This is a genomic window from Shinella sp. BE166 (genome assembly GCF_051201095.1).
GTDB classification, from domain to species: Bacteria; Pseudomonadota; Alphaproteobacteria; order Rhizobiales; family Rhizobiaceae; genus Shinella; species Shinella lacus.
On record NZ_JBPEHL010000034.1, the window covers coordinates 1 to 21,778 of the forward strand.

Annotated in this window: 25 protein-coding genes and 2 pseudogenes; 8 read left to right on the top strand and 19 right to left on the bottom strand. The window is 59.4% G+C overall.

All coding sequences use genetic code 11. The features are described 5' to 3' along the window. Positions 1–129 precede the first annotated feature (129 nt). Positions 130–708, top strand: a complete 579-nt coding sequence (locus J2Y63_RS33910; protein ID WP_435269603.1) for a pyridoxamine 5'-phosphate oxidase family protein — start codon at positions 130–132, stop codon at positions 706–708. A 268-nt stretch (positions 709–976) separates the two neighbouring features. Here J2Y63_RS33910 and J2Y63_RS33915 read toward each other — a convergent pair whose 3' ends face one another. The 4 genes from J2Y63_RS33915 to J2Y63_RS33930 all read right to left on the bottom strand — a co-directional run bounded on the left by J2Y63_RS33915 (position 977) and on the right by J2Y63_RS33930 (position 3,683). Beyond that, complete coding sequence (locus J2Y63_RS33915) at positions 977–1,219, bottom strand: hypothetical protein (protein WP_435269604.1); 243 nt, start codon at positions 1,217–1,219, stop codon at positions 977–979. Between the two features lie 735 nt (positions 1,220–1,954). Next, on the bottom strand, positions 1,955–2,161 hold the full coding sequence (locus J2Y63_RS33920) for a hypothetical protein (RefSeq protein WP_435269605.1): 207 nt from the start codon (positions 2,159–2,161) through the stop codon (positions 1,955–1,957). 29 nt (positions 2,162–2,190) lie between these two features. Then, positions 2,191–2,418: a hypothetical protein gene (locus tag J2Y63_RS33925; RefSeq protein WP_435269606.1), complete on the bottom strand. Its 228-nt coding sequence runs from the start codon at positions 2,416–2,418 to the stop codon at positions 2,191–2,193. A gap of 383 nt (positions 2,419–2,801) precedes the next feature. Next, positions 2,802–3,683, bottom strand: a complete 882-nt coding sequence (locus J2Y63_RS33930; protein ID WP_435269607.1) for a YihY/virulence factor BrkB family protein — start codon at positions 3,681–3,683, stop codon at positions 2,802–2,804. A gap of 167 nt (positions 3,684–3,850) precedes the next feature. Here J2Y63_RS33930 and J2Y63_RS33935 point away from each other — a divergent pair, with 167 nt between their 5' ends. Next, positions 3,851–4,051, top strand: coding sequence for a hypothetical protein (locus J2Y63_RS33935; protein WP_435269608.1), 201 nt, complete (start codon positions 3,851–3,853; stop codon positions 4,049–4,051). Between the two features lie 322 nt (positions 4,052–4,373). Further along, entirely contained in the window at positions 4,374–4,604 is a 231-nt protein-coding gene (locus J2Y63_RS33940; protein WP_435269609.1) for a hypothetical protein, read from the top strand. Positions 4,605–4,740: 136 nt separating this feature from the next. Here J2Y63_RS33940 and J2Y63_RS33945 read toward each other — a convergent pair whose 3' ends face one another. The 3 genes from J2Y63_RS33945 to J2Y63_RS33955 form a co-directional block, all read right to left on the bottom strand. Continuing rightward, positions 4,741–5,112: a hypothetical protein gene (locus tag J2Y63_RS33945; protein ID WP_435269610.1), complete on the bottom strand. Its 372-nt coding sequence runs from the start codon at positions 5,110–5,112 to the stop codon at positions 4,741–4,743. A gap of 254 nt (positions 5,113–5,366) precedes the next feature. Then, positions 5,367–5,615, bottom strand: coding sequence for a DUF982 domain-containing protein (locus J2Y63_RS33950; RefSeq protein WP_435269611.1), 249 nt, complete (start codon positions 5,613–5,615; stop codon positions 5,367–5,369). 81 nt (positions 5,616–5,696) lie between these two features. Further along, a complete protein-coding gene (locus tag J2Y63_RS33955; protein WP_435269612.1) occupies positions 5,697–5,936 on the bottom strand; it encodes a hypothetical protein in 240 nt (79 codons plus the stop codon). 177 nt (positions 5,937–6,113) lie between these two features. Between J2Y63_RS33955 and J2Y63_RS33960 the strand changes: the two genes are divergently transcribed. Both J2Y63_RS33960 and J2Y63_RS33965 read left to right on the top strand, forming a co-directional pair. Then, a complete protein-coding gene (locus J2Y63_RS33960) occupies positions 6,114–6,356 on the top strand; it encodes a hypothetical protein (protein WP_435269613.1) in 243 nt (80 codons plus the stop codon). Between the two features lie 17 nt (positions 6,357–6,373). Then, positions 6,374–6,601: a hypothetical protein gene (locus J2Y63_RS33965; RefSeq protein ID WP_435269614.1), complete on the top strand. Its 228-nt coding sequence runs from the start codon at positions 6,374–6,376 to the stop codon at positions 6,599–6,601. Positions 6,602–7,198: 597 nt separating this feature from the next. Here the strand turns inward: J2Y63_RS33965 and J2Y63_RS33970 are convergent. The 8 genes from J2Y63_RS33970 to J2Y63_RS34005 all read right to left on the bottom strand — a co-directional run bounded on the left by J2Y63_RS33970 (position 7,199) and on the right by J2Y63_RS34005 (position 15,425). Then, complete coding sequence (locus J2Y63_RS33970) at positions 7,199–7,528, bottom strand: hypothetical protein (RefSeq protein WP_435269615.1); 330 nt, start codon at positions 7,526–7,528, stop codon at positions 7,199–7,201. A gap of 788 nt (positions 7,529–8,316) precedes the next feature. Continuing rightward, positions 8,317–8,811, bottom strand: coding sequence for a ferritin-like domain-containing protein (locus J2Y63_RS33975; protein WP_435269616.1), 495 nt, complete (start codon positions 8,809–8,811; stop codon positions 8,317–8,319). A gap of 116 nt (positions 8,812–8,927) precedes the next feature. After that, the gene (locus tag J2Y63_RS33980) at positions 8,928–9,071 is read right to left on the bottom strand and encodes a hypothetical protein (protein ID WP_435269617.1); all 144 of its coding nucleotides are present in this window, start codon (positions 9,069–9,071) and stop codon (positions 8,928–8,930) included. 13 nt (positions 9,072–9,084) lie between these two features. Next, positions 9,085–9,342 (bottom strand): hypothetical protein, encoded by a 258-nt coding sequence (locus J2Y63_RS33985; protein ID WP_435269618.1) that lies wholly within the window; start codon positions 9,340–9,342, stop codon positions 9,085–9,087. A 747-nt stretch (positions 9,343–10,089) separates the two neighbouring features. After that, positions 10,090–10,290 (bottom strand): dehydrogenase, encoded by a 201-nt coding sequence (locus J2Y63_RS33990; RefSeq protein ID WP_435269619.1) that lies wholly within the window; start codon positions 10,288–10,290, stop codon positions 10,090–10,092. Positions 10,291–10,749: 459 nt separating this feature from the next. Continuing rightward, positions 10,750–11,646 carry a siderophore ABC transporter substrate-binding protein gene (locus J2Y63_RS33995; RefSeq protein ID WP_435269620.1) on the bottom strand — a complete coding sequence of 299 codons (897 nt, stop codon included), beginning with the start codon at positions 11,644–11,646 and terminating at the stop codon, positions 10,750–10,752. A gap of 3 nt (positions 11,647–11,649) precedes the next feature. Further along, complete coding sequence (locus J2Y63_RS34000; protein WP_435269621.1) at positions 11,650–13,272, bottom strand: alpha/beta hydrolase-fold protein; 1,623 nt, start codon at positions 13,270–13,272, stop codon at positions 11,650–11,652. Then, positions 13,266–15,425: a TonB-dependent siderophore receptor gene (locus tag J2Y63_RS34005; protein WP_435269622.1), complete on the bottom strand. Its 2,160-nt coding sequence runs from the start codon at positions 15,423–15,425 to the stop codon at positions 13,266–13,268. The genes J2Y63_RS34000 and J2Y63_RS34005 overlap by 7 nt, the downstream gene beginning before the upstream one ends. Before the next feature lie 212 nt (positions 15,426–15,637). Here J2Y63_RS34005 and J2Y63_RS34010 point away from each other — a divergent pair, with 212 nt between their 5' ends. Together J2Y63_RS34010 and J2Y63_RS34015 are read left to right on the top strand one after the other, a co-directional pair. After that, positions 15,638–16,531: a helix-turn-helix transcriptional regulator gene (locus J2Y63_RS34010; protein ID WP_435269623.1), complete on the top strand. Its 894-nt coding sequence runs from the start codon at positions 15,638–15,640 to the stop codon at positions 16,529–16,531. Positions 16,532–16,637: 106 nt separating this feature from the next. Then, a pseudogene (locus J2Y63_RS34015) lies at positions 16,638–17,036 on the top strand (TerC family protein); the annotation flags it as partial. Between the two features lie 383 nt (positions 17,037–17,419). Here the strand turns inward: J2Y63_RS34015 and J2Y63_RS34020 are convergent. Next, complete coding sequence (locus tag J2Y63_RS34020) at positions 17,420–18,490, bottom strand: FAD-binding oxidoreductase (protein ID WP_435269624.1); 1,071 nt, start codon at positions 18,488–18,490, stop codon at positions 17,420–17,422. After that, positions 18,480–19,733 carry an aromatic ring-hydroxylating oxygenase subunit alpha gene (locus J2Y63_RS34025; RefSeq protein ID WP_435269625.1) on the bottom strand — a complete coding sequence of 418 codons (1,254 nt, stop codon included), beginning with the start codon at positions 19,731–19,733 and terminating at the stop codon, positions 18,480–18,482. The genes J2Y63_RS34020 and J2Y63_RS34025 overlap by 11 nt, the downstream gene beginning before the upstream one ends. A gap of 131 nt (positions 19,734–19,864) precedes the next feature. On the opposite strand from J2Y63_RS34025, the gene J2Y63_RS34030 reads away from it, so the two are divergent. Continuing rightward, entirely contained in the window at positions 19,865–20,800 is a 936-nt protein-coding gene (locus J2Y63_RS34030) for a LysR substrate-binding domain-containing protein (RefSeq protein WP_435269626.1), read from the top strand. A 61-nt stretch (positions 20,801–20,861) separates the two neighbouring features. Here the strand turns inward: J2Y63_RS34030 and gfa are convergent, their stop codons facing one another. Both gfa and J2Y63_RS34040 read right to left on the bottom strand, forming a co-directional pair. Further along, positions 20,862–21,434 carry an S-(hydroxymethyl)glutathione synthase gene (gene gfa, locus J2Y63_RS34035; protein ID WP_435269627.1) on the bottom strand — a complete coding sequence of 191 codons (573 nt, stop codon included), beginning with the start codon at positions 21,432–21,434 and terminating at the stop codon, positions 20,862–20,864. Positions 21,435–21,550: 116 nt separating this feature from the next. Further along, positions 21,551–21,778 (bottom strand): annotated as a pseudogene (locus J2Y63_RS34040) (S-(hydroxymethyl)glutathione dehydrogenase); the annotation flags it as partial.

Sequence of the window (21,778 nt, forward strand, 5' to 3'; positions counted from 1 at the left end):
GCCAAGGCGGAGGTGGATTATCTGTTGTCTCGCCTTGCGCGATACGACAAGCGCGCCGCGCTGTAGACATTGACAGGGAGCCTGAGGGAGCGGCTTCAGGCGTGAACCAAAACCGTGAAGGGCCGGGACGTGAAACTCGAAGACGTCGACATGTCCGCATGGACAAAGCTTGCAGCTGCGACCACGGATCGGCAATCGGGGTTGAGGATCGTAACCCTTTGCTCCGTGGATGCCTCCAATCGACCCCAGGCACGTGCCGTCGTATTGCGGCGCGTGGACAGGATTGCACGCGCGCTTGAGTTTCATACCGACACCCGCAGTGCAAAATGGCAGGAACTTTCTGCCAATCCATTTGCGACAGTGGTGGGATTTTGTGTTCAGGATCAGTTGCAGCTTCGTCTACATGGGCTAGTGGAACTACACAAAAATGACGGCGCACTGGCAGACAGCGCGTGGAATCAACTATCGCCGTGGACGCGAGCCACCTATCGCGGCGGACCGCCCGGTGATGATCTGCACGATACCGTGAGAGATGAAAAGAGCCTGGCAGCTGTCGATGAGAACGCAGGCAAATCCGTTTTTGGGGTGCTGATTTTTCGGGCTGAAGGACTGGACTGGTTCCAGTTGCAGCGAGGGGAGAATAGAAGGGCCGCCATCGCCTACGATGAAGCAGGTTTGGTTTCAGATTGTCGATGGGTCAGCCCCTGAACCGCAGGAGCCCGCTGGCTTTTTTCGCGGCGACACCGCACACGGTTTGCCGGGTGCGGTTCGCAATTTCATCGCTTCCTCATCCCGATGTCATTCTCCCGCTGGCGCGGCAACGAGCTTGCCCGCCTTCTGATCGTGCTCGTTGTTGCCTGTCGCACCCTTCGAATATGCGCCTATCGAAGCATCCGCGGCCCCGGAAGACGGATGACGCAGCCTCACCCTGACGACCGCCGTTCGAACAAGGTCCATCTTTTCGAACATGTTGACCTTACCCCAACCAGAACGTCCGGTCCCATACCGGAACGGAACCCGCAATCTCGACGATAATTCGACGGACACGACGCGCCACCTCGGGCGGCACCCGACCCATGATGACGATTGCCTGCGGTTCGAATGCGAGTTCAATTTTATGCTGAGAGCAAAGCTCGTCGTATGCGATGGCGGCTTTAATCGAAGCCCGTAGGCCATAATGTTGTGCGCCGAAGCCACCTCCAAGAGATGCTTGAAACATCTCGGCCTCCATTAGTTTCAATACTTATTGAAAACAAATGTAAGGGGACGATGTTCCACCGCGAACAAGGAACAAGCAGGCGGTTTCTGGGTTGGTAGAAGCGGCCAAAACGGCGCCGGTCTCCCCCGAGCAAACCGGCGTTGTCGGTGCCCCAACCACGGCCGTATTGGGGGTCGTTTCCGGCACGTCGACGACCCCCTTTATTTCTGATGGATTTCCTCGGCCCACATGGAAAAGTATTCACGCTTGGCCGCCGATGCAAAACGATCGAAAAACTCGGTGTGTGGCCTCATCCGCTCAGCCTGCTTCCTCAACGGTATCCATAGGTTAGAGTTTCGCGGCCAGACTTCATCCAGCGTGTGCGTCACATTTTACCGCTGAAAGAGGTCCGCTTCGCTTCAGAGCTGATAAACGCCCGACATGCTGACAGCAGAGCCTGATAATGCTCACCGCGCACCGAAGCGATCGAGCACATTGCGCGTGACGGTGGCGACTTGCATATCGCCTCGCGCGAGGCCTGCTACCTATTCAGAGCTCGCCGCGGTAAAAAATCTCGCCGCTCCCTTTCGACCAACGCACGATCATCCCGTTCCCGCGTGCGCTGGCATCTAGGGTGTCGGGGGTCACTTCGCCGTAAAGGGATTGAGCTTTGAAGGCTGCATCCGATGCTCCGATATATTGCGTCTCACCCCAGATCCGGTTGTCGGCCTCGATATTGGTCGCAAACCAAGCACCTTATTCCACCGCGCCAAGCTCCCTAAAGGCTTTCCGCTGTTCTTCGGTCACCTCGCCATCTGTGTAAGCGCGAAACGCCTTACCTTGAGCCTTCAACGCTTGCGCGGATTTCAAAGCGTCCGGATAGAGCAGTTTCGGCTCGTCACGCCGGTCATCTCCGAAGGGATCGAGTGAACTAAGCGCGATAATCTGAAACCTCGTCGTCATGGTCTTCCTCCCGGGTGTAGCGAGACAGATCAGCCTTCATTGCCATCGGAGACGAAGTCTTTCGAGAGATTTTCGCGGGCGGCCCGTAGCGCTCGGGCCTGGTCGATCCACCGTTCTCTCAAAATCGCTTCGATCGCAAACGCGACGTCTTCAGCACCCCAGTTCGCCTCCTGCATTTCGAGCATGAGAGCTGTCAACTTCTCATCGATGATGTTGCGCAGTTCACCGTCCATCGTTACCGTGCCTTCGTTCACCATTGCCCGCCTCGATGGTTAAGTTTCCACACGACCGACAACGCGGCTCCTGACGAGAGGTTTCGTCGCCAACCGACCCCGCTGCGCGAAAAAGGGCGATTCCGCCTACTACCAAGCCACAAAATCGGGACTGGACTCCTGATGGCCCGGATGCTTCATTACTCGCCTGGAGGATGAATGTATGGCGTATGAATGGGATGCGGGCCGCGCCCGGCGAGTGCAGTTGATTAAGATGGCGTCGATGCTCGCCTTGACCGTGTCGGCGGTAAGCGTGCCGGCCGCGCTTCTCCTGACCGCCTCGCCCCTCTAGCCGGCGTCGAACAAAACGTTCTTGCATCCGCGCCCATGACAAGACACTCGATCAACCGATGCGTCGATCCGGAAACTTACGCCTCCTCGCCTAATGTGTCTGCCATATACGCACCTCTGCGGCCCATCTCCTCCGGGGGGCCGGTCGTGCTGTCGCGGGCTGTCTGATGTTCGAGCTCTGCGTTCAGTTCCGCACCTAGGATCACGATAATGACTGAGACCCAGACCCACACCATGAAGCCGATAGACGCGCCGAGCGCGCCGTAGGTCGCGTTGTAGTCCGCGATGTGACCGAGATAGAAGGTGATCGCTAGCGCAGCGGCAAGCCAAGCCCCAGTCGAGAAGACCGCGCCCCAGCTAATCCAGCGCAGCTTCGCCGGCTCTCGGCTTGGGCCGAGGCGGTAGAGCGCCATGATCGCCAAAGAGATCAACGCCAGCAGCACCGGCCAGCGCGCCAAGCGGATAATCAGCTCCGTCCACTGGCCGAGCCAGATATAGTCGAGGATTGCCGGAACGATCCCCGCCAACGTGATGATCAGCACCACCAGCGCCAGACTGGCGAAAGTGAATGAGAGGGAGGTCAGATTAAGACGAATAATGCCACGTTTCTCGCTCTCGCCGTAGGCGACATTCATCGCCTCAAAAAGAGCCTTCATGCCGGCATTGGCGGACCAGAGCGCGACCGCGAGACTGCCGAGCAGAGTTATGGAAAGGCCCGTCTGCGGCGCGGATGCAAGGCTGCGCAATTGGTCGAGAATTAGCTCGAATGCCTGGTCCGGCATCGCCGAGCCGAAGAAGGTGAGACGGTCGACCACGGAGGAAGGTTCGGCGACGAGCCCGTACAGTGACACGAACACGCTGATGGCAGGGAAGATCGATAAGAGAAGATAGAAAGTGACGCCGGCAGCAATGAGAAGAATCCGATCGGATGTCAGGCTCTCATAGAGCCGCCAAGCCACATCCCGAAGGCCTCGTGCGGGAATTTCGCCCGGTGAATTCGCCCGACGACCCCTAGGGTCCGACGTTGTCGCAAATCCCTCCATGCCTCTACCCCTTCTTCTGTGCACGTAGTAACAATGCACGGGAGCAGAAGGAGTTCACTAAAGCGTTCACCCTGCATGCTGATATGCTGGCCGAGCAGCGTGCGCTCACGATACGCTTTCCCGGCGAGGATCACCTCGACGATTTGCGAGTGCTCGGCAAGCGATGTGCTGACTCTGTTGCGCATCCGCAGTTGGAACCGGCGGGAAGGCTGGAGGCCACGACGCAGCCCGACACATTGTCGCCGAGGAAACCTCTGTGGCTGGTGGTAGAGATCGCCTCATGAAATCGCTTGTTGTTAGACGAGTGGAGTTCGGTGTTGTCGGCAGAACACGACCGCTGACAATCTTCACGTGGAGCAATGATCGTGGTCCTATCAGTATCGGTCAGCCTGCGGCCGGCAAGAGATCGGCCAAGCTTTCCGCTCCGCCATTGCCTCGAACATTTCGAATACACGATGCAGACCGGGATCGATTATGATCGCACTTCGTCGGGGACGGATTAGCGCCGTAGTCGCCCAAAGAAAGTCTCTGCCTGCAATTGACGATTGTCAGGGGTGAGGGAACGGCGTGGGCCGTCTCGCATTTGTTAATTGAAAGGAGATGCTCATGCGCACGATTACGTACATAACCATTCTGGTATCGATGATGGTGAATGCCGTCGTTTTTGGCATCGGCACTATCGCCGTCCTTACCATCCCAGCCCTGAGCGACCAGGCAAAATACCTGATCCCGGCTTGGACCGTCCTGACGTTCCTCATCAGCCCTATCGTCGGCCGCTTTATTGCACCAAGCCTGCGCCTTCGCCAGCATCCGGGCGACCAGCCTTTTACCGGCTAGCGATAGCAGACCACAAATGCTCTGCGAGAGTCGCCTCCTACTTCCAGATTAGGAGGCGACGCTCGCACGGTTAGCCGCAGAGCGTTCCTCGCTTGTAAAACTGGGGAAGGCGGCTGGCGACTAAACGGGTGCGACATCAATTCATGCTGGTCGGGGGAAGCGGGCTCCTGTTTGCAATCCCGGCAAGCAGCGCGCTTAAGTGGCGAGCTTCCGGTGCGGGTATAAGGTAATGCAGCCAACCATACCGCGTGTCCCGAATGTGAAGACCGGCGCGGCCAGTGAACGCATCATGTTCGACATGCCAATGTGGATCGGGCACGGACTTTACAATCCCCGTTGGCACCCCGTTGGGAATTTCCGGCATCATCACGTTCCTGAATGTTCCCAACCTTACGAGGAACTGGTCGACGCCGCCCGCATCCAGTTCCAAGGCGATTGGCGGCTGCGTTGGCAAGGTAACCCTCAGCGTTTTCCCATCCTCACTAAGTTCCCACTCCGGCTTGATCATTACTCCATACCTCTCATTTGCCGCTGAACGAGACCCGGGAGCCATCTGGAAAGCTCGACCGGGCCTCGATTACGTCCTGCGTGGTCCCCTTAGCCGGACGCTTTCAAATTATGTACGATTCATCCTGATGGTGCACCCCTTTGTCAGCGGCGCGCCTTGATAACTATCAAGTTGAAAAGAAATTCCATGTGTAACACAGTCGCTCGCGCTGGTGGAGCGCGTTTGCGATCATGCCTGATGCTCGATTGGAGTCGTCAGTCCCTAATAAGCACCCCAGCCTCTTCGGCAGCGGTTAGAAAGGCTTTGCGGGCAATTTCAGGATTCCCGTTGCCTTGAAGGACCGCAAGGCATGTCGCCTTGGCCCGCTTCAGGGCCTTGCCATGTTTCGCCGGCCAATAGTCCAACAGAACACGCGCCGCTTCAGCCGTGCTGGATATCGTCAGGTAGGCGCCCAGCTTGTGCGTTTCGAATGTGATCGGTTCGGCCCACTCGCCCTTGTTCATTGCCGCGCCCTGAAAACGCAAACGGGCGTCGCTCCCTTTCGAGAATCGACGCCCGCCCCCGGATTAAAATCATTCACGGCCCTAATGAGCGACCGCGTAATCGCGTGAAAAGCATTGTCGAGCTACCGCCTCGACTTTCTCGAAATCCCTTTGCCGATTGAACTGGCCAGCTGGGTATGTCGTAAGCAGGAATTTCGCGAAGCCTTTTTTCGCCTCTTCCGTCGGGCGAAACCAACGCTGTGTCGTAATCTCGTCAAACGTCGCCTTGAGGGCCGTCAGTTCCTCAGGCTCATAGGCTTGATTGGCCAGGGAAACGTTCATGGTGCCCCTTTCTAAGCTTAGGGGAAAATCATGCGGCTCTGGGCGACAGGGCCAATTTTGACGACCATCGCTGCCAAAAGCATACACCTACCATAGGAGAAGTCCATTCAAATGCAGAGATGCTGGAACATCGGGAAGAGGTTTGTCTTTCTATCGACCATCAACATGGAGATGGCCATGACCCAGATCACGCCTCCAAGAAAACCGCCAGAGCATGGCGATCGACTGCTGGAATGCGAAATCGCGCTCGAAGCGCCGCTCAGGCTGCTCGTCGATGACGCGGTGGTTGCCGGATGGGCGCCCAGAGAGGTTTTCGCGGCGCTCAGAAGTATTGTCGGGAACCAGCGCCAAGCCTATGGCGCGGACCCCGATCCGGCTGATGATCCGAATTGGATCACTGCTACCTCACAGATTACATAAGATTTGGGGGTGGTGCTATGGCCGAATTGGATGAGGGTGCCCACGAGCGGTGCAAGAAAGCCGTGTTGAATGAGCTCGCCGCTATGGGAGCGACCGCGAATAAGCCGGTCGATCTATATCTCGTAGGGCCGACTTTGGTCCTGGCAGGCTTCACGGAGCAGCAAATCGTCAACGCGCTGGATAGCCTGGTTTTCGACAAACGGATCGAACACACGAGTGGAAACCGAGTCCGGCTGACGCGTTGAAATTAAACAGGGGCTGCCTACGAGCATAAGGTGACCCCGACACGGCCGGCTCGGAGGCCGGCCGTCATTGGCCAGTGTGCTCAACCCGGCCGCCAATGCGCTTTTTCCTTTGAACTGCGAAGGAAAACGCCCAACGGCGAAGAGGGATTAAGACGGCATCTGGTTGCAGGAATTTCATGCGCGTTTCGGGTGTCCTCAGCTAGGGTGCAACCCTTCTCCATCGAATATGAAGGGTATATGCTCTATCTTATGAAAAGCTTGTCCCGCTTTCATCTTGGTCAACAAGAGAATGGCACTTGGCACGTAATCGATGCCAGGACGGACGGCCCCGTTGAGATTCAGTTGGGTGGAACGTCGTATATTTTGTGGGGAATGCCCAAGGCCGAGGCTGAAAACTGGTCACTGCTGCTCAATCAGCTATCGAAGCGACGGAGCGAGAGAACCTGATGTGAGAGGCCGCTCCATGGACCGAGAACGGCCTCCCTTGCGGCTTTCTTTGTTTGGAAGAAAGGGACAGCGCATGCTCACCGCCGTCTGACCGCACTGCTCTAACCTATTGCCTAGACGTTTGTTCCGGCCGCCATCGCCAGGTCGTCCTCAAGGAAACAGCTTTAGCGACTGGAGCCATGCGCCAAGTTCTCTGATTGTCTTCCGCCGGGTGGTAGCTTCGAGCACCTCGGTGAGGCGCCGCGCGATTTCCGGGGCGTTTTCCTCGTTGGGCCAAAGGCCAATCGAACGATCGACTTCGAGCGCTGTGATCACGGACAGGCTGTCTGGAAGAGGAGGCACGCCGAGCGCGGAAGGGCGGTATGAAAGGCAGATCGCCCTGATGCGCGACTCGCTCAGGCCAAATCTTCTCGCAATCAAAGCAAACGGCATGCCCTGCTCGCGCAGCGCCACAATCTTTTTATCGCGCGCCAATTTCATAGGGAACACCTAGCAGACTATTCGACAGCGCTGAACCGGAAATCTCACCGATACTAAAAGGGGGGTGTAAGCACGTTGCTCAACACCCCCCGATACGGCCGTGGATGGGCACCAACGACGCAGGTTGGCTCGGGGGAGATCCGCGTCGCCTCGGCCGCAATCACTAACCCGGAATCCGTCACCTTGTTCCTTCGCGCGGGTCGCACACGGTCACATGGCATCCACTTTTCGATGCACAGACGCGGATTGGCCAATTTAGGTTGATTGTTGGGATTTTAGCTATCCAAGGGTGTGTGAGGGAATACTTTATTAACCAACACGGTTCAGCATCGAATTGTCATGATTCAATCCATAAGCTGTATTAACCAACCTATCGGAGACTATGATGGGTAGAGATGCGAGAACCACCCATGACTATAATGATGCCGCAGATGTCATGGTAGAAAGCTCGGCCACTACTATTCTAAGAGCGTTGTGCAAGCAAGCAAAGCAGCGCGATGAAGTCCTTGCTTACTTCGTTGAAATGGCCCTCCATCATTCCAGGGCACTGGACATGAAGGAAAGCTACTTTCGGGACGACTCAATCCTGGAGTGCTCTACGTCAGGGGCGACCCTCTAAAAGAGTTAAACGAGCCCGCAAAATGAGGATGCAATGTTCGCCGTTGCATCGGCAGCGCGCCGGCGGCTCGCTCGCACCAACCGGCGATATGGTCGCGCAAAACGAAACCCGCTCACCCCCAAAGAGGCGAGCGGTCGTGAACAGCACAGGGCTTTTGCGTCAGGTGAGGCTAAGCGGCCTTCTTAGCCGCCGTAGTCTTGTTGATCGCAGTCACTGCGAGGTTCGTCAGCTTGTTGTTCGTCGCCTTTTCCTGGTCGAGGATTTCACTCAGGAGCTTGTGCGCCTCGTCGTGGCCAAGATCCTTCGCCCATTCGCGAAGTGACCCGTAACGGGCGATTTCATAGTGTTCCACCGCCTGGCAGGCGGCGAGCAAGCCGGCATCGAGCGCTGTTCCTTCGGCCTCTTCGATGAGCCCGTCTGCTTCTTTGATAAGGCCCTCGATCGCATCGCACTTCTCGCCAGACGCCTTCTTGCCGATCGACTTGAAGACCTGTTCCAGCTTCTTGATTTGCTCCTTGGTTTCCGCGAGATGTTCCTCAGCAGCCTTTTTCAGCTCCGCGCTTTTTGCGGCCTTCGCAACCTTCGGCAACGCCTTGGTGATAGCGTTTTCCGCATAATAGACGTCCTGAAGTGTGTGCTCGAATATATCGGCGAGAGTTTTCATGTTGGACTTCCTTGTGGCTGGGACTGGAGCACCAACAATGGCAAGGGGGGGATATAGTTCCGCTTACCCACCGAGCTTTAAGCTCGACGCTCGTTAATTCCGCGTGGAGCGCTTCGCTAATCTTGTCTCGCTAGCGCGTCTACGGTTGCGATGGTCGGTTGCGAGCCTGCCGAAAACAGCGTCATGCTCAGCACAGATCCGAAGATGACGATAAAGGTCGCAAGCAGGCAAAGGCTCATCAGGTTGATCTTCTTGGTCAACGGCATGGTCCAATCAGAACGGCGCTAGAGGGAACTGCATCGGTTTACGCCCTTCAACCGGATCATCAGCCGGGTCCGAATCTTCTGCGTACGCGTGAGCCTGGTGCTCCACCACATTTCTCAATGCAGCGTAAGATGCACGAGGCGACCAGCCAGCCTGGATGATCGAATCCACGAACTCCTTTACAGGCTCATCAAGCGCGGCCTCGCATTCAATCTGTTCGTCCACCTCACTCATCGGCTTGCGCGGCGAAGTAACTAGGGTTGTCATGGTGTCCTCCTGAATTGCATTTCGCAAACGATAAAGGACGCCTTCTGTTCCACGAGCCACCTACCACGGCCTCGAGGGTTACCCTCGAAAAGTAACCGTTTACTCTCGGTTTCCTGGATACTTGTAGGAACGGTGCTCCCAGCACAACCTTTGCACGGGTGCGAAGGCAAAGCCCCCCATTCCTTGGACCCTCGGGACCTCTCGGTTCGATGGACTCCTTTGGTTTTGGTCGCTCAAGCGACGGTCTGCGGGCTTCATTCATACGGCGTAATGCGGTGCACCAATTCTCTAATCGCTTTCTAATCGTTCGGTGGGCGTTCTACGCGCTTTAGCGGATTAGAATATTTACTGAGTTTCGCGGAACGGGAGGCCGGAACAACCGGGCGAGATGCGTGTTCATGAGCAGTCCAAGCACCAAGCGAGCACCCCATGAAACAGGTCAGCCAGCAGAAAGAAAGTGATCGGACTTTGTTGGCCGCGGCGGCGTTGGTCGTGGCCGGCCTTCTCGCCATAGGCGTTCCGCCGATATACCTATTCATGATCTAAAGGCAGCGATTGGCCGGCAACGCGGCAATGCTGCTTCAACATCTGCCGCACCCAGAGGTAACCAGAGCGTTTGCGCTTTCGAGCTACGCCAGTGGCGGGAAGACGCCAATCAGCTACCGGTTCCGCATTTAGGAACCGGTCGACACGCGGCAATCCTGTCGATCTGGTGTTAAAGCTCACCCGCCGTGTTCTGTCCGATTTTCAAGCGTCCCGATCGGCTTGGGGGCGCCAGCCTCTTGTGAAGCCGCGGCTCATCGCTCTGTCAGCAAGCTCGACCTGTTGGCGCAAATGTCCACAGTCGGCGAGCAGCGTCTCGATGGTGGCTCGGGCGTCGCCATCGTGCCAGGCGAGTACTTCATCAATCGGGTTGGCCGTTTTATTTTTCCGTTCGAGCGGGCGCAAGTTGTCTTTCTCCTGTGTTGTGCCACAGCAGGCATCGAGTCCCCTGGTTGTCAGCCAAAGCGCATGATGCCTCCGACCGCATCATATACGATAAGGCCACCGGGAAGCTGTGGTACGACGCGGATGGCAGCGGCGGTGGAAAGGCCATCCAGTTTGGCCTTCTGGATAAGGGCTTAAACATGACCGCCTCAGACTTTGAAATAATCTCCTGATCCGGACCATCCCCCTCGGAATCGTGCAAGTCGTCAGGTTCGGGGTGCAGCCCCTGTTCGATGAGAGAAAGCTTGGCCGGACCCGCAAAGACGTCAAACTAAGCCGCCTGCTGGGCGAGTTGGGTTTCAGATTCTGTTGGCAATCTTCAGTTGAGGGCCGAGTGCAGGAGCTTGGCATTATAAATCTCCTCATGAGCCTAGGTAACCATTCGGCTACATCCGCAAAGGTCTCGTAACCTGCGAGGTTTTATTGCGAGGCTGAAAAGGCGTCGGTAATCGTCGCCAGCACCCGTTCGAGCGACTGCACACCACCGGCCGCGATATAGAAATCCGGGGCGGGCAGGTACACGACCTGCCCCTTCTTCCAGGCATTGGTCGCGGCGACGAGTTCGTTGTCGAGCGTCACCTTTGCGGCCTGCTCGTTGGAGCCGACGGCGGCGGCGCGGTCGAGCACCAGTAGCCAGTCGGGATTGGCTTCTCGGATGAACTCGAAGGAGACCGCCTCGCCATGCGTCGCGGCATCGATTGTGGTAATCGCCGGTGGCAAGGCGAGCGCCGTATGCACCCAGCCGAAGCGGGAGCCGGGGCCGTAGGCGGAGATTTTCGGTCCATTGGTCATGACGATCAGCGCCTTGCCCTTGCCGGCAACGGCGGCCTTGGCGGCGGCGAGCTTGGCGTCGAGCTCGCGCGCGATGGCGTCGGCTTCCGCCTTTTTGCCGAAGAGGCCACCATAGGTCGCAAGGCGCTCCTTGGCCTTGGCGAAAAGGTCCTCCCCATCGATGGTCATGTCGAGCGTTTGTGCGACCTGTGCGACGGCATCCATCCTGGCGGCAGAGCGCGCGCCGACGATGATGAGATCGGGGTCGAGCGCGCTCAGCGCTTCGAGGTCAGGCTCGAACAGTGTCCCGATCACCGCCGCGCCGTCCTTCACCGATTCCAGCTCGGGAACGTAGAGCTTGTCCAGAACGCCGGCCGGGCGGATACCGAGGCGGACGAGCGTGTCGATCGCCGCGACGTCATAGACGGCGATCGTCTGTGGCGTGCCCTCGACCGGGACCGGCCCGCGGGCCGTCGTGACGTCCATGGCGTTTGCGCCGAAGGCGGAAAGCAGCGTGGCGAAGAGGACGGGTATCAAGCGGCGCATAGTTCACCTGTTGGAGACGGGAAAGGGGAGACGGCCGAAAAGCGCGATCAGCCCATCGGAAAGGACGCCCTGCCAGACCAGATAGTCATGGCCGCCGGCATAATCGCGATAGGTGACGGGAATGCCTTTCGCCGTCAGCACGTCGCGTAAGTGGCGGCTGGTATCGAGGATGCCGGCCGTTCCCTGCGCGCCGGTTTCGAAAAGGCCGGCCGACAGGAAGAAGCGCAGCGGCAGTTTCGGTCCGCGCGCGATGAGGCCCGCCACATGGTCCTGCCGATCCTCCGGCGTGCCGGGCGGGCTCCACCAGAAGGAGCCGGACATGGAGAGCACATTGCCGAAAACCTCCGGGTGGCGCATGGCGACGGTGGCCGAGGCGAGCCCGCCATAGCTGGAGCCGGCGAGGACCGTGCGCGCCGCCGGCACCTTCAGCCCAGTTTCCTTCACGACCAGCGGATACAGCTCCTCTGCCATGAAATCGGCAAAGGCCGGATTGGCCGGCAGCTCCCGCGCCCGCGCCTCGCGGTCGGGATTGGCGATGAAGACCGCGACGACCGGCGGCACGGCACCGGCGGCAATCATGTTGTCGAGGATGCGCGGCACCGGCACACGATCGAGATATTGGTCCGCATCGAAGACGAAGAGCAGGATCGTATCGTCGCGCACCGGATCGAAGCCGGTGGGGCGGTAGATCGTGATGTCGCGGCGGTTGCCGAGCAGCCGGCTTTCGATGGAAAGCCGGTTCAGCGCGCCGGCGGGACTGCCCTTTTCCGCCAGCCAGGGCTGCGGCGGCGCGCCGGCAAGTTCCAGCACGGAATCCTGGTTATAGGCATCCGCCGCTTCGGCCGGCCAGCGATGGCGGTTGAGCGGATCGGCTTTGGCGGTGGCAAGGATTGCGATGCGCCGGTCACGCGCGGTGCCCGGCACATCTGGCACATCGAAGGCGAGCTGATAGGAAAGCCGCGTGCCATCCGGCACGTCGAAACTCCTGAACCAGACGTCCGAGCCGCCAAGCCGTTGCAACGCCTCATGGTCGCCGCTCGGCGCGCCGAACATGCGGATGTTGCGCCTTGCGCCGCGCCCGAGGAAGGTGACGATCTTGTGCCCGTCCCACCCCTCCTCGACGAGCGGCGTGCCGCGAGCCTCGACCATCGCCCAGAAGGCCTCCGTCGTCCCGCCCCCCGAAATGTGAGCGGCAAGCTCGGCGATGATGGGGCTCAGATAGTCCGGCCCTGGCGGCGCCTGATCCGCCAGGGCGACCTTTCGCTCGATACTGAGCGCATAGGCCCCTTCCCGTTCCGCCGAAACAATCAGCCGGTCACCGGGATCGTCGGCGACGAACTGGAATTCCGCAGCACCCCCTACCCCATCGGCCAGCCGGCGCAGATGTTTGCCCGCGTCATCGACAAGGTCGAGGTTGAAACGCCCCGCCGAGACGCGAAGCTGCCCCTTGATGTAATCGCCTGCGGCGTCCTGCGGGTCGAAGACGTGTCTGGCCCCGGCCGTTTCGGCTCTGCCGGCCAGCGCCTCACCGACAATAAGTGGCAAGGCCCGCGGAGTTTCCGCCGCAGGCGCCGGTGACATCGCGAGGACCATGGCCAGCATGGCGAGCCCGATCGCCTTCACCATTGTTTCTTCAGCGTCGCGACGATGCTGCGACCTTCGCCGTAGAAGCAGGCATAGGCGCTGGCGCAGGAGGCGACATAACGCTCGTCGCCGATGTTCTTCACGTTGACCTGCAGGGAAAGCCCCTGCAAATCAGAACTCTTCGCCCCGAAATCGTAGGAGGCCATGGCGTCGAACAGCGTAACCGCGCCGACCTTGAACGAATTGCCGCCATCGCCCCAGCTCGTGCCGATGTAACGCACGCCCCCACCGACCGTCAGACCTTCCAGCGCGCCCTGATCGGCCCTGTAAGTCGCCCAGAGCGAAGCCTGGTGCTGCGGAATGCGGGCCGGCATCTTGTCCACCTCGCTGGTATTGACGGATTCCTTCACCACCGAGTCGATGTAGCTGTAGCCGGCGATCAGCGAGAGATTGTTCGTGACCTCCGCCCGGGCCGAAAGCTCGATGCCGCGATTGTGGATTTTCCCCACCTGCGAATAGACCATCTGGCCGAGGCCGGGATCCCAGGCACCGGCAACCACGTCCTCCTGCTTGAGGTCGTAGTAGGCCGCCGTCAGCAGCAGGCCGGAGCCTTCCGGCGCATATTTGATGCCGATCTCGAACTGTTCCGCCGTGGTCGGCGAGAAGGCCGAGGCGCCGGCCGGCGGCATGTAGAGCGCCGGCTCGAAGGAGGTCGCATAGCTGACATAGGGCGAGAGGCCATTATCGAAGGCATAGAGCGCGCCCGCCCGCCAGGTGAAGGCCCCGTCGTCATAGGACTGGTCGCCGGTTCCCAGCCGGTCGTCGATCTTCGTGTCCGCCCGGTCGTAGCGCAGGCCGGCGAGCAGGTTCAGCGCACCGATTTCTACCTGATCCTGTAAGTAGACGCCGGTCTGGCGCGCGGTCAGGTCCTGAAGGTCGGTCGTGGCGAGCACGAGGCTATCGAAGTCGAAATCGCCGTAACGCGGATCGGCGAGGTCGATGCTCGGGCCACTGGCGCGGCCCCATTGGTAATCGCGCGTGCGATACTGGAAGTCGACGCCGCCGAGCAGCGTGTGTTCGGCCGCCCCGGTCGAGAACTTTGCCTCGACCTGGTTGTCGATGGTGAACTGGTTCCAGGTGTCCGTGCCGCCGCTCGCCGAGCGGCTGACGATCGTGTTGTTGCCGGTCACCGGGTCCGGGCCGGCGCTGCCATAGACCAGCGTATGGTGCAGCCAGTCGACATGGTGGTAGCGCGCGTTCTGGCGGAAGGTGAGGTTCTCGTTGAATTCGTGCTCGAACTCGTAGCCGATCCAGGCCTGCTTGCGCTCGGAGCGCTCGAAATCCGGATCGGAGACGAAGAAGTCGCGCGGAACGAAGCCATAGCCGGGGATCGGCGTGACCGTGCCGGCAGCATCGAGGAAGTTGCGGTAGCCGGCATCCGGCTCGTTCTGGTAACCACCGAGGATGGTCAGCGACGTGCCCTCCTCCGGCGACCAGGTAAAGGACGGGGCGATGGCGAGCGAGCGGTTTTTTGCGTAATCCTCCTGAAGGTCACGGCTCAGGCCTTTCGCTGCGATTCGATAGCCGAAATCGTCGTTAAAACTGCGGCTGATGTCGAAGGCGGCGGAAACGTATTTGTCGGTGCCGACCGAAAGCTCCACTTCGGTGAGCGGCGTGTCGGTCGGCTTCTTGCTGACCATGTTGACGATGCCGCCCGGATTGGCCTGGCCGTAGAGCACGGAGGCCGGCCCCGAGATCAGTTCCACCCTTTCCAGCAGATAGGGATCGATCTTCGCATAGGAGAGATCGCTGCCGAGGAACAGGCCGTCGAGATATTTCGGCACATAGTAGAAGCCGCGCACGAAAAGCTCGTCGCGCAGGTTGGAAGCGCCGCGATACTCGGTGAAGACGCCCGGCGTATAGCGCAGCGCCTCGGCGACGGAGCCGGCGTGCTGGTCCTCGATCTGGTCCTTCGCAACGACGCTGATGCTCTGCGGCGTCTTGGCGATCGGCGTATCGGTCTTCGTGCCGGTCAGGCTTTTCTTCGCAACGTATCCCTCGACCGGCCCGTCGCCCGTCTCACCGCCGGCGCCGTCGATGACGATCGCTTCCAGCGCCGTGCTCGACTGTGCACCGGCCTGATCCTGCGCCCCCGCGGCGTCCAGCGCCAGAACGCTGGCTGCTGCCAAGAGCATGATGCGACGACGTCCCAAGGACGACGAAAGAGTGCCCCACATTTCCTGAACCCACATGCTGCGAAGCCGGCGCGGCGGCCGGCAATTAAACTTGATTAATGTAGTCAACTATGCCAGTACCTTGAGCCGGCTGTCGACCACAAAGGCTTTCGCCGAAATCCCAGAAAATTTCGCGCAAGCGGCAAAGACGGTCATTTCGTGCGGAAACGGCGATGCTGGAGGGCGACGTCTTGAACATCAGGATCAAACCGGACATTCCCCAGCACCTGTTCGTCGGCGCCATGGACGGGCCGGCAAGCTGCACGCCGGACGACAATCTCTATGATGTCTGGCCGAAGTTCCTGATCATGGTGCTGTTGCAGGGCCGGCAGCATTTCGTGATGGACGGCGCGCATTTCCGCATCGATGCGGGCAACGAGGACAATCCCGAGCCGGTGGTCTTCATGCTGAACGTGGCGCGGGAGTGCACGTTGCAGTTCGTCAACGAGAGCACGACGCCGCTGCGCAAGGTGATGATATCAGCGCCGCTCCCGTGGATCGAACGGCTGATCCGCTCGCAGCCGACGAGCATGCCGAAGCTGCGCGCCTTCTTCTCGGAACACCTCGCCACCTTCCGCTTCGCGCCCAACCGCCGTCTCGCCCAGATCGCCGAAGACATCCTGAAGCCGCCGGTCGCCATGGCGGGCGAGCTTCTGACGCTCAACCGCAATTCGCATGCCTTCGACATCATGTGCCAGGCCTGCTCGGTTCTGGTGCAGGCGGACGAGGCCGCGCCCCACCAGCCGACTGCCCTCAGCCGGCGGCAGAGCGAGAAGGTGCGCGACTATATCCTCGCCCATGTCTGCGAGGACCTGTCGCTCGACCGGATCGCACGCGCCGTCGGCATCAGCACCTCCTCCATCCAGCGTCATTTCAAGGACCGCTTCGGCATCACCGTGTCGGATTTCATCCGGCAGGAGCGGCTGGAGACGGCCCGCGCCGCCCTCGAACGCGACGGCATCCCGATCGCGCAGGCCGCCTATCTCGCCGGCTACCGCAACCCTTCGAGCTTCACGACCGCCTTCAAGAAAGCCTACGGCGTCTCGCCGAAACACCGGCGGGCCTGACCTGAAAAAGACGGAATAATAGCAGCGTTAGTTGCCAGTATCGGCGTGATCAGATCGTCCGAGTAGCAACGGATACTTTTAGCTTGGCAACGCTCATCGTCTCGAGATTGTCCCCGGGACCGACAATCTGGTCTTCATCGCCATCTTGGCTGCCGGAACATCAGTGCGAAAAGGCCCGCCTTAAAGGTCTGCCGCTCGCATGCGTCGGGCTCTACCCGCCTCCATCGCCTGGATCGTCATGCTGACAGCGCCCCACAGCCATCGGGGTTGAGATCCTGTTACGATCTTATCCTCATCTTGGGAGGCCTTTTCTTGCTCGTCAAAGGCATCAGGGAGTTGTATACGATTTGAAGGGCATTCTCGCGCAAAAGAAGGCGAGATCGAGGATGCGGTATTCTGGCAATTGCTGTGAAAGATCGTCGTTCTCGACGCCTTCTTCTCGCTGGATAGCGTGATAACCGCCGTTGTCAGGGTTCGGCATCTCTACGTTGTGATGCCCGGCGTCAGTGTCACAGAGGACATGGGACCGCTCGAAGTCGCGCTGCCGACTAAGGAAAAGAGCGAGTTGCCTTCCAAGGCCGGAACGTGAGCTTCAAAAGGTGATAGATCGAAGCGAACGAAGGAGCAGGCCGAAGCGACAAGAGCCGCCATCGTGGAGGCTGCGGAAGAAGCTTTCTTCGAAAGGGGTGTGGCCGCGACGTCGCTTGAACGGGTGGCATCTGTCGGGTGTCACCCATGGCGCCATTGACTGGCATTTCGAGAACAAGGTTCGTCTGTTCCTTGAAGTCTTCAACTCTGCGAACCTGACTTGGCCGTCGACTGACGATCTGGCGACGATGTCCGATAACATCTTGTCCGAGGGGAGCGTTTGACATGCTCGCGGTATTGTTATCGTTCGATGACGAGGTCGCTCAGCGGCTTGGAACAGCAAGGCAGAAAGAACCCAGAATCGATCTCACGCTGCCGGATGCCGCCGTCGTGCTTCATATCGACACTGCCGCTTAGCAGTTTCGACTTGCAGGTCCCGCATATGCCGTTTGCGCAGGATGACGGAATGCGCACACCGCCCTTCTTCGCACAGGAGAGCACGGTTTGGTCCGCGCGCACCTCGATCGACTTGCCCTGCTTGGAGAACTGCACATTGAACGTTAGGGCCTCCACCGCTTCCGTTATCGGCGCCGGCGCCTCCTCGATGACTGCGGCATCGAACCTTTCCTCATGATAGTTCTGGGCGGGAACGCCGAGTTCACCGGCGATGCTTTTGGCGGCCCGCATGAACGGAGCCGGACCGCAGCACATGATGATCCGCTCTGCTATGTCGGGAACCGCCATCTGCAGCAGTTCCTTGGAAATCCGCCCGGAAAGACCAGGCCAGGAGCGCTCGTTGGAAACGTCTTCCGGCAGCAGGAAAAGCCTCAGCCCCTTCATCCGTTCGGCAAGGTTTGACAGTTCGGACCGGAAGACGAAGTCCTTCGGCGTCCTGCCCGCGTGAAGGAAAATCACATCGACCGGCTGCGCGGCATCAGCAAACTCACGGACCATGGACATGACGGGCGTGATACCCGATCCGCCGGACATAAATGCGTATTTCTGCGCCGTTGGGCGCATGAACCGGCCAAGTGGACCCGATGCCTTCACGACAGCACCAGGCTTCAGGTTGTCGTGCAGCCAGTTGGAAACCCGCCCGCCGGGCACGCGCTTCACGGTGATGGTGATCGCATTGCGTCGGTGTGGAGACGAGGAGATGCTGTAGCAGCGGCCGTCCACCTCGTTGTCCAGGCCAAGCTCGAACATGAAGTACTGGCCCGCATCGAACGAAATGTGCTTTCCATCGGGAGATACGAACGTGAAGCTTTTCACGTCATGCGTCTCGTCGTGCACGTCTACGCACTGCAGCTTGTCGTCCGTTTCCGCGCACCAGAGCCCAGGGGCTCGCGCCGTCAGGAGATCAATAGCCATTGGCGCGCATCCGATCGACATACCAGGTCGCGAAATCGTTCAGCGCGCCTTCGCTGAACATGGAGTACGGGCCCGGCTCATAGGCAGTATCGAGGATTCCCGCATGGGAGCGGGCGACGAGTTGGGCGTCCTGTTCGGTCGTCTCGATCCACACATGCGTCAGCTTGTCGAGATCGTAATCGACACCTTCGACAGCATCCTTGTGCACGAGCCACTTCGTGCGAACGAGCGTCGTATCCGCCGAGAGCGGAATCACGATCGAGGATACAGCATGATCGCCCATGAAATGGTTCCAGCTGTTGTGTCCCCACAGATGCATGTCACCAAGGTCTTTGCGGGTCATATGTCCCAGCAGTTTCGACGACGCGGCGGTCGCGTCCTCGGTCTGGGATTCGCCGGCACCGGCGATGATCAGGCGCTGACTGCGGAAATTGGTCGCGACGTCTCTGGTGTGCTCGACGGTCGCAGACGGAAATCCTTCGGCCTCCCAGTTCTTCGTGCGCTCCTCGTACATGGCGAAATGTGCTTCGGCCTCCTCGCGATCTTCCGGGCTCAGGCTTTCGGGATCGTATCCGAAGTCCAGGTCGACGAACGAGACGCAAAGCTCGGGATGGTTCGCGGAGCAATGGTAGCATTCACGATTGTTTTCAATCGTGAGTTTCCAGTTGCCCTTTTCGATCACGTCGACCTGATGGGCCACCTTTGCGTTGCGGATATCGTAGGGCGCGAGACGCTCCAGCATCACCTGTTCGAGATCAACAATGTCTTCGGGCGGATTGTCTGCAAGACAGACGTAAATGAGCCCCCCGATCGATTTGAAGTTCACAGCCTTCAGGCTCTTGCAGCTCTTGTCGAAGTCCTTGCCCATGTGCGGCGCATAGCTGAGTTCGCCCGACAGCTCGTATGTCCACTGGTGATAGGGACAAACGAGCTTCGATACGACCGTCGGCCCCTCATGCAGCAAGCGCGAGCCGCGATGGCGACAGACGTTGCGCACAACGCGGATTTCGTTGTCGTCGTCGCGCAGGATGATGAGGCTGTTGTTGCCGATATCGACGACAACAGCGTCACCCGCTTCCGGAACGTCGCATTCGAGACCGACATGGATCCAGTGCTTGGCAAAGAACACGTCGAGGTCCGCCTGGAAGACATCCTCCCTCGTATAGAGGTCAGAAGGCAGCGAATGACCCTCGAGCCGGGCATCGAGGAGGGGCGTGATCGAGGAAGGGAACTTGTTGAGCATCATCTCACCGTGTCTGTTGTATGCGTCGACAATGCGTGCAAATCGGAAGTCGCTCAACCGCACAAATAATTCTCGTTGCCATAATTAAATGTAATGTTAGGAAGGTCCGGTCAGCGACACAGGGAAACGATATGGGTAGCAGACGCAAACTTCCGCCTCTGACCGCTTTGACAGCATTTGAATCCGCCGCGCGCCTTGCGAGCTTTACGAAGGCTGCCAATGAGTTAGGCGTGACACAGGCGGCGATAAGCCGGCAGATACACCTGCTCGAGGCCTATTTCGGCTTTGCGCTTTTCATCCGGGGCCATCGCAAGATCGAAGTTACCGAGAAGGGCAGAGTCCTCGCATCGGCCAGCCAGGACGCGTTTGACATAATCGCAACGTCGGTCTCGGACATCACCAGGGATGCTCAGGACGTCGACTTGACGATCGCCGCGACCGTCGCGTTCTCCCACTTCTGGTTGCTTCCGAGGATCTCCGAGTTTTCGCGAGACCATCCAGATATCAATCTCAGAATCCTGACTCAGGATCACGTTCCGAACATCGAGTCGAGCGACCTCGACATCGCGATCCGTTTCGGAAGCGGCATGTGGGCGGATGGACAGGCCAACGTCCTTTTCGAAGACGAGATTTTTCCGGTATGTAGCCCGGCTTTCGCGCAAAATGCAGGAAGCATCGAGACGCCGCACGACCTCCTCGCTTATCCGCTCATATCCAACACGGCGGATGACCCTACATGGACGGGATGGAGCGAATGGCTGGCTGCCTTCGCCGTGGAACTGCCGAAGCGAAAATCAGGCCTGCGGTGTAGTTTCTATACGGAGGCAATATACGCGGCGCTTAACGGACAGGGCATAACGCTCGGGTGGCGACGCCTCGTCGAAGACCTGCTCGTTCAGGGGCGGCTGATCAGATTGACGAATTCGGCCGTAAAAACCAGGAACGCCTATTTCGCCGTCGTTCCGAAACGACGGCGCCAGACGGAGGCCTCGCGCCTCTTCCAGGCTTGGCTGGCAGAGACTGCGGAGAAACCTGCGATCACCGATCAATCGACACCGCCATCATAATCGATGTCGGCATCTTCCGTGTGCTTAACAGGCGCCGGCATCTCTGCCGTCGCCCGTTCTCTCATTGGGCGAGAACCCCGTTCTTTTTCGCCGTCCAGGTGGCGAGGTAGTCCATCAGCCCGGGGTTGAGGCAGTCATAAGGCTCCAAACCGAGCTCGCGCAGGCGTGCACGCACACCATCCATCTTCGCCGGATCGTAGCCGCTCTCGATGATGGAGGAGACAAAGGCCGCAAAGCCGGGCTTCGCCCAGCCTTCTTCCTGGAAGCGTTCCGGATGCACGAAGGACAGGCCCTTGAATGCATGATCGCGTTCGACGGGGCCGTACATGTGCACGCCGCACCTCTTGCAGGCGTGGCGCTGGATCAGCGCGGCTGAGTCTACCACGGCGAGCTTGTCGCCGTTTTCGAGCACCTCGACATTGTCCGTCGGCGCGACGGCGACGACCGAGAACACGGCGCCGTCAGGCTTCCAGCACTTCGAGCACCCGCAGGCATGATTGTGGGCGATGTCGCTCTTGATGCGGACTTTTACGGGATTGCTCGTGCAGTTGCAGACGAGCGTGCCGCCGGAAAACGCGGCATCGGTCGCGTTGAACCCGCTGTCGATGGATGGATGGATCGCAATGTTTGGCATGGGCTTCTCCTCCTTCATGGCCGGCGCGGTATGCGCGGCCGATCACAGGCACCACCGAACGGCGGCCGGCGGCACGATGAATGGATTGCAGTGTGCAAGCGGTCTCAAACCCGCGCTCAGTATACCACAACGCTGCGGATCGACTTGCCCTCGTGCATCAGGTCGAAACCCTTGTTGATGTCTTCGAGCGGCATGGTGTGGGTGATCATCGGGTCGATCTGGATCTTGCCCTCCATGTACCACTCGACAATCTTCGGCACGTCCGTGCGGCCACGCGCGCCGCCGAAGGCGGTGCCCATCCAGTTGCGGCCGGTGACGAGCTGGAACGGGCGGGTGGAGATCTC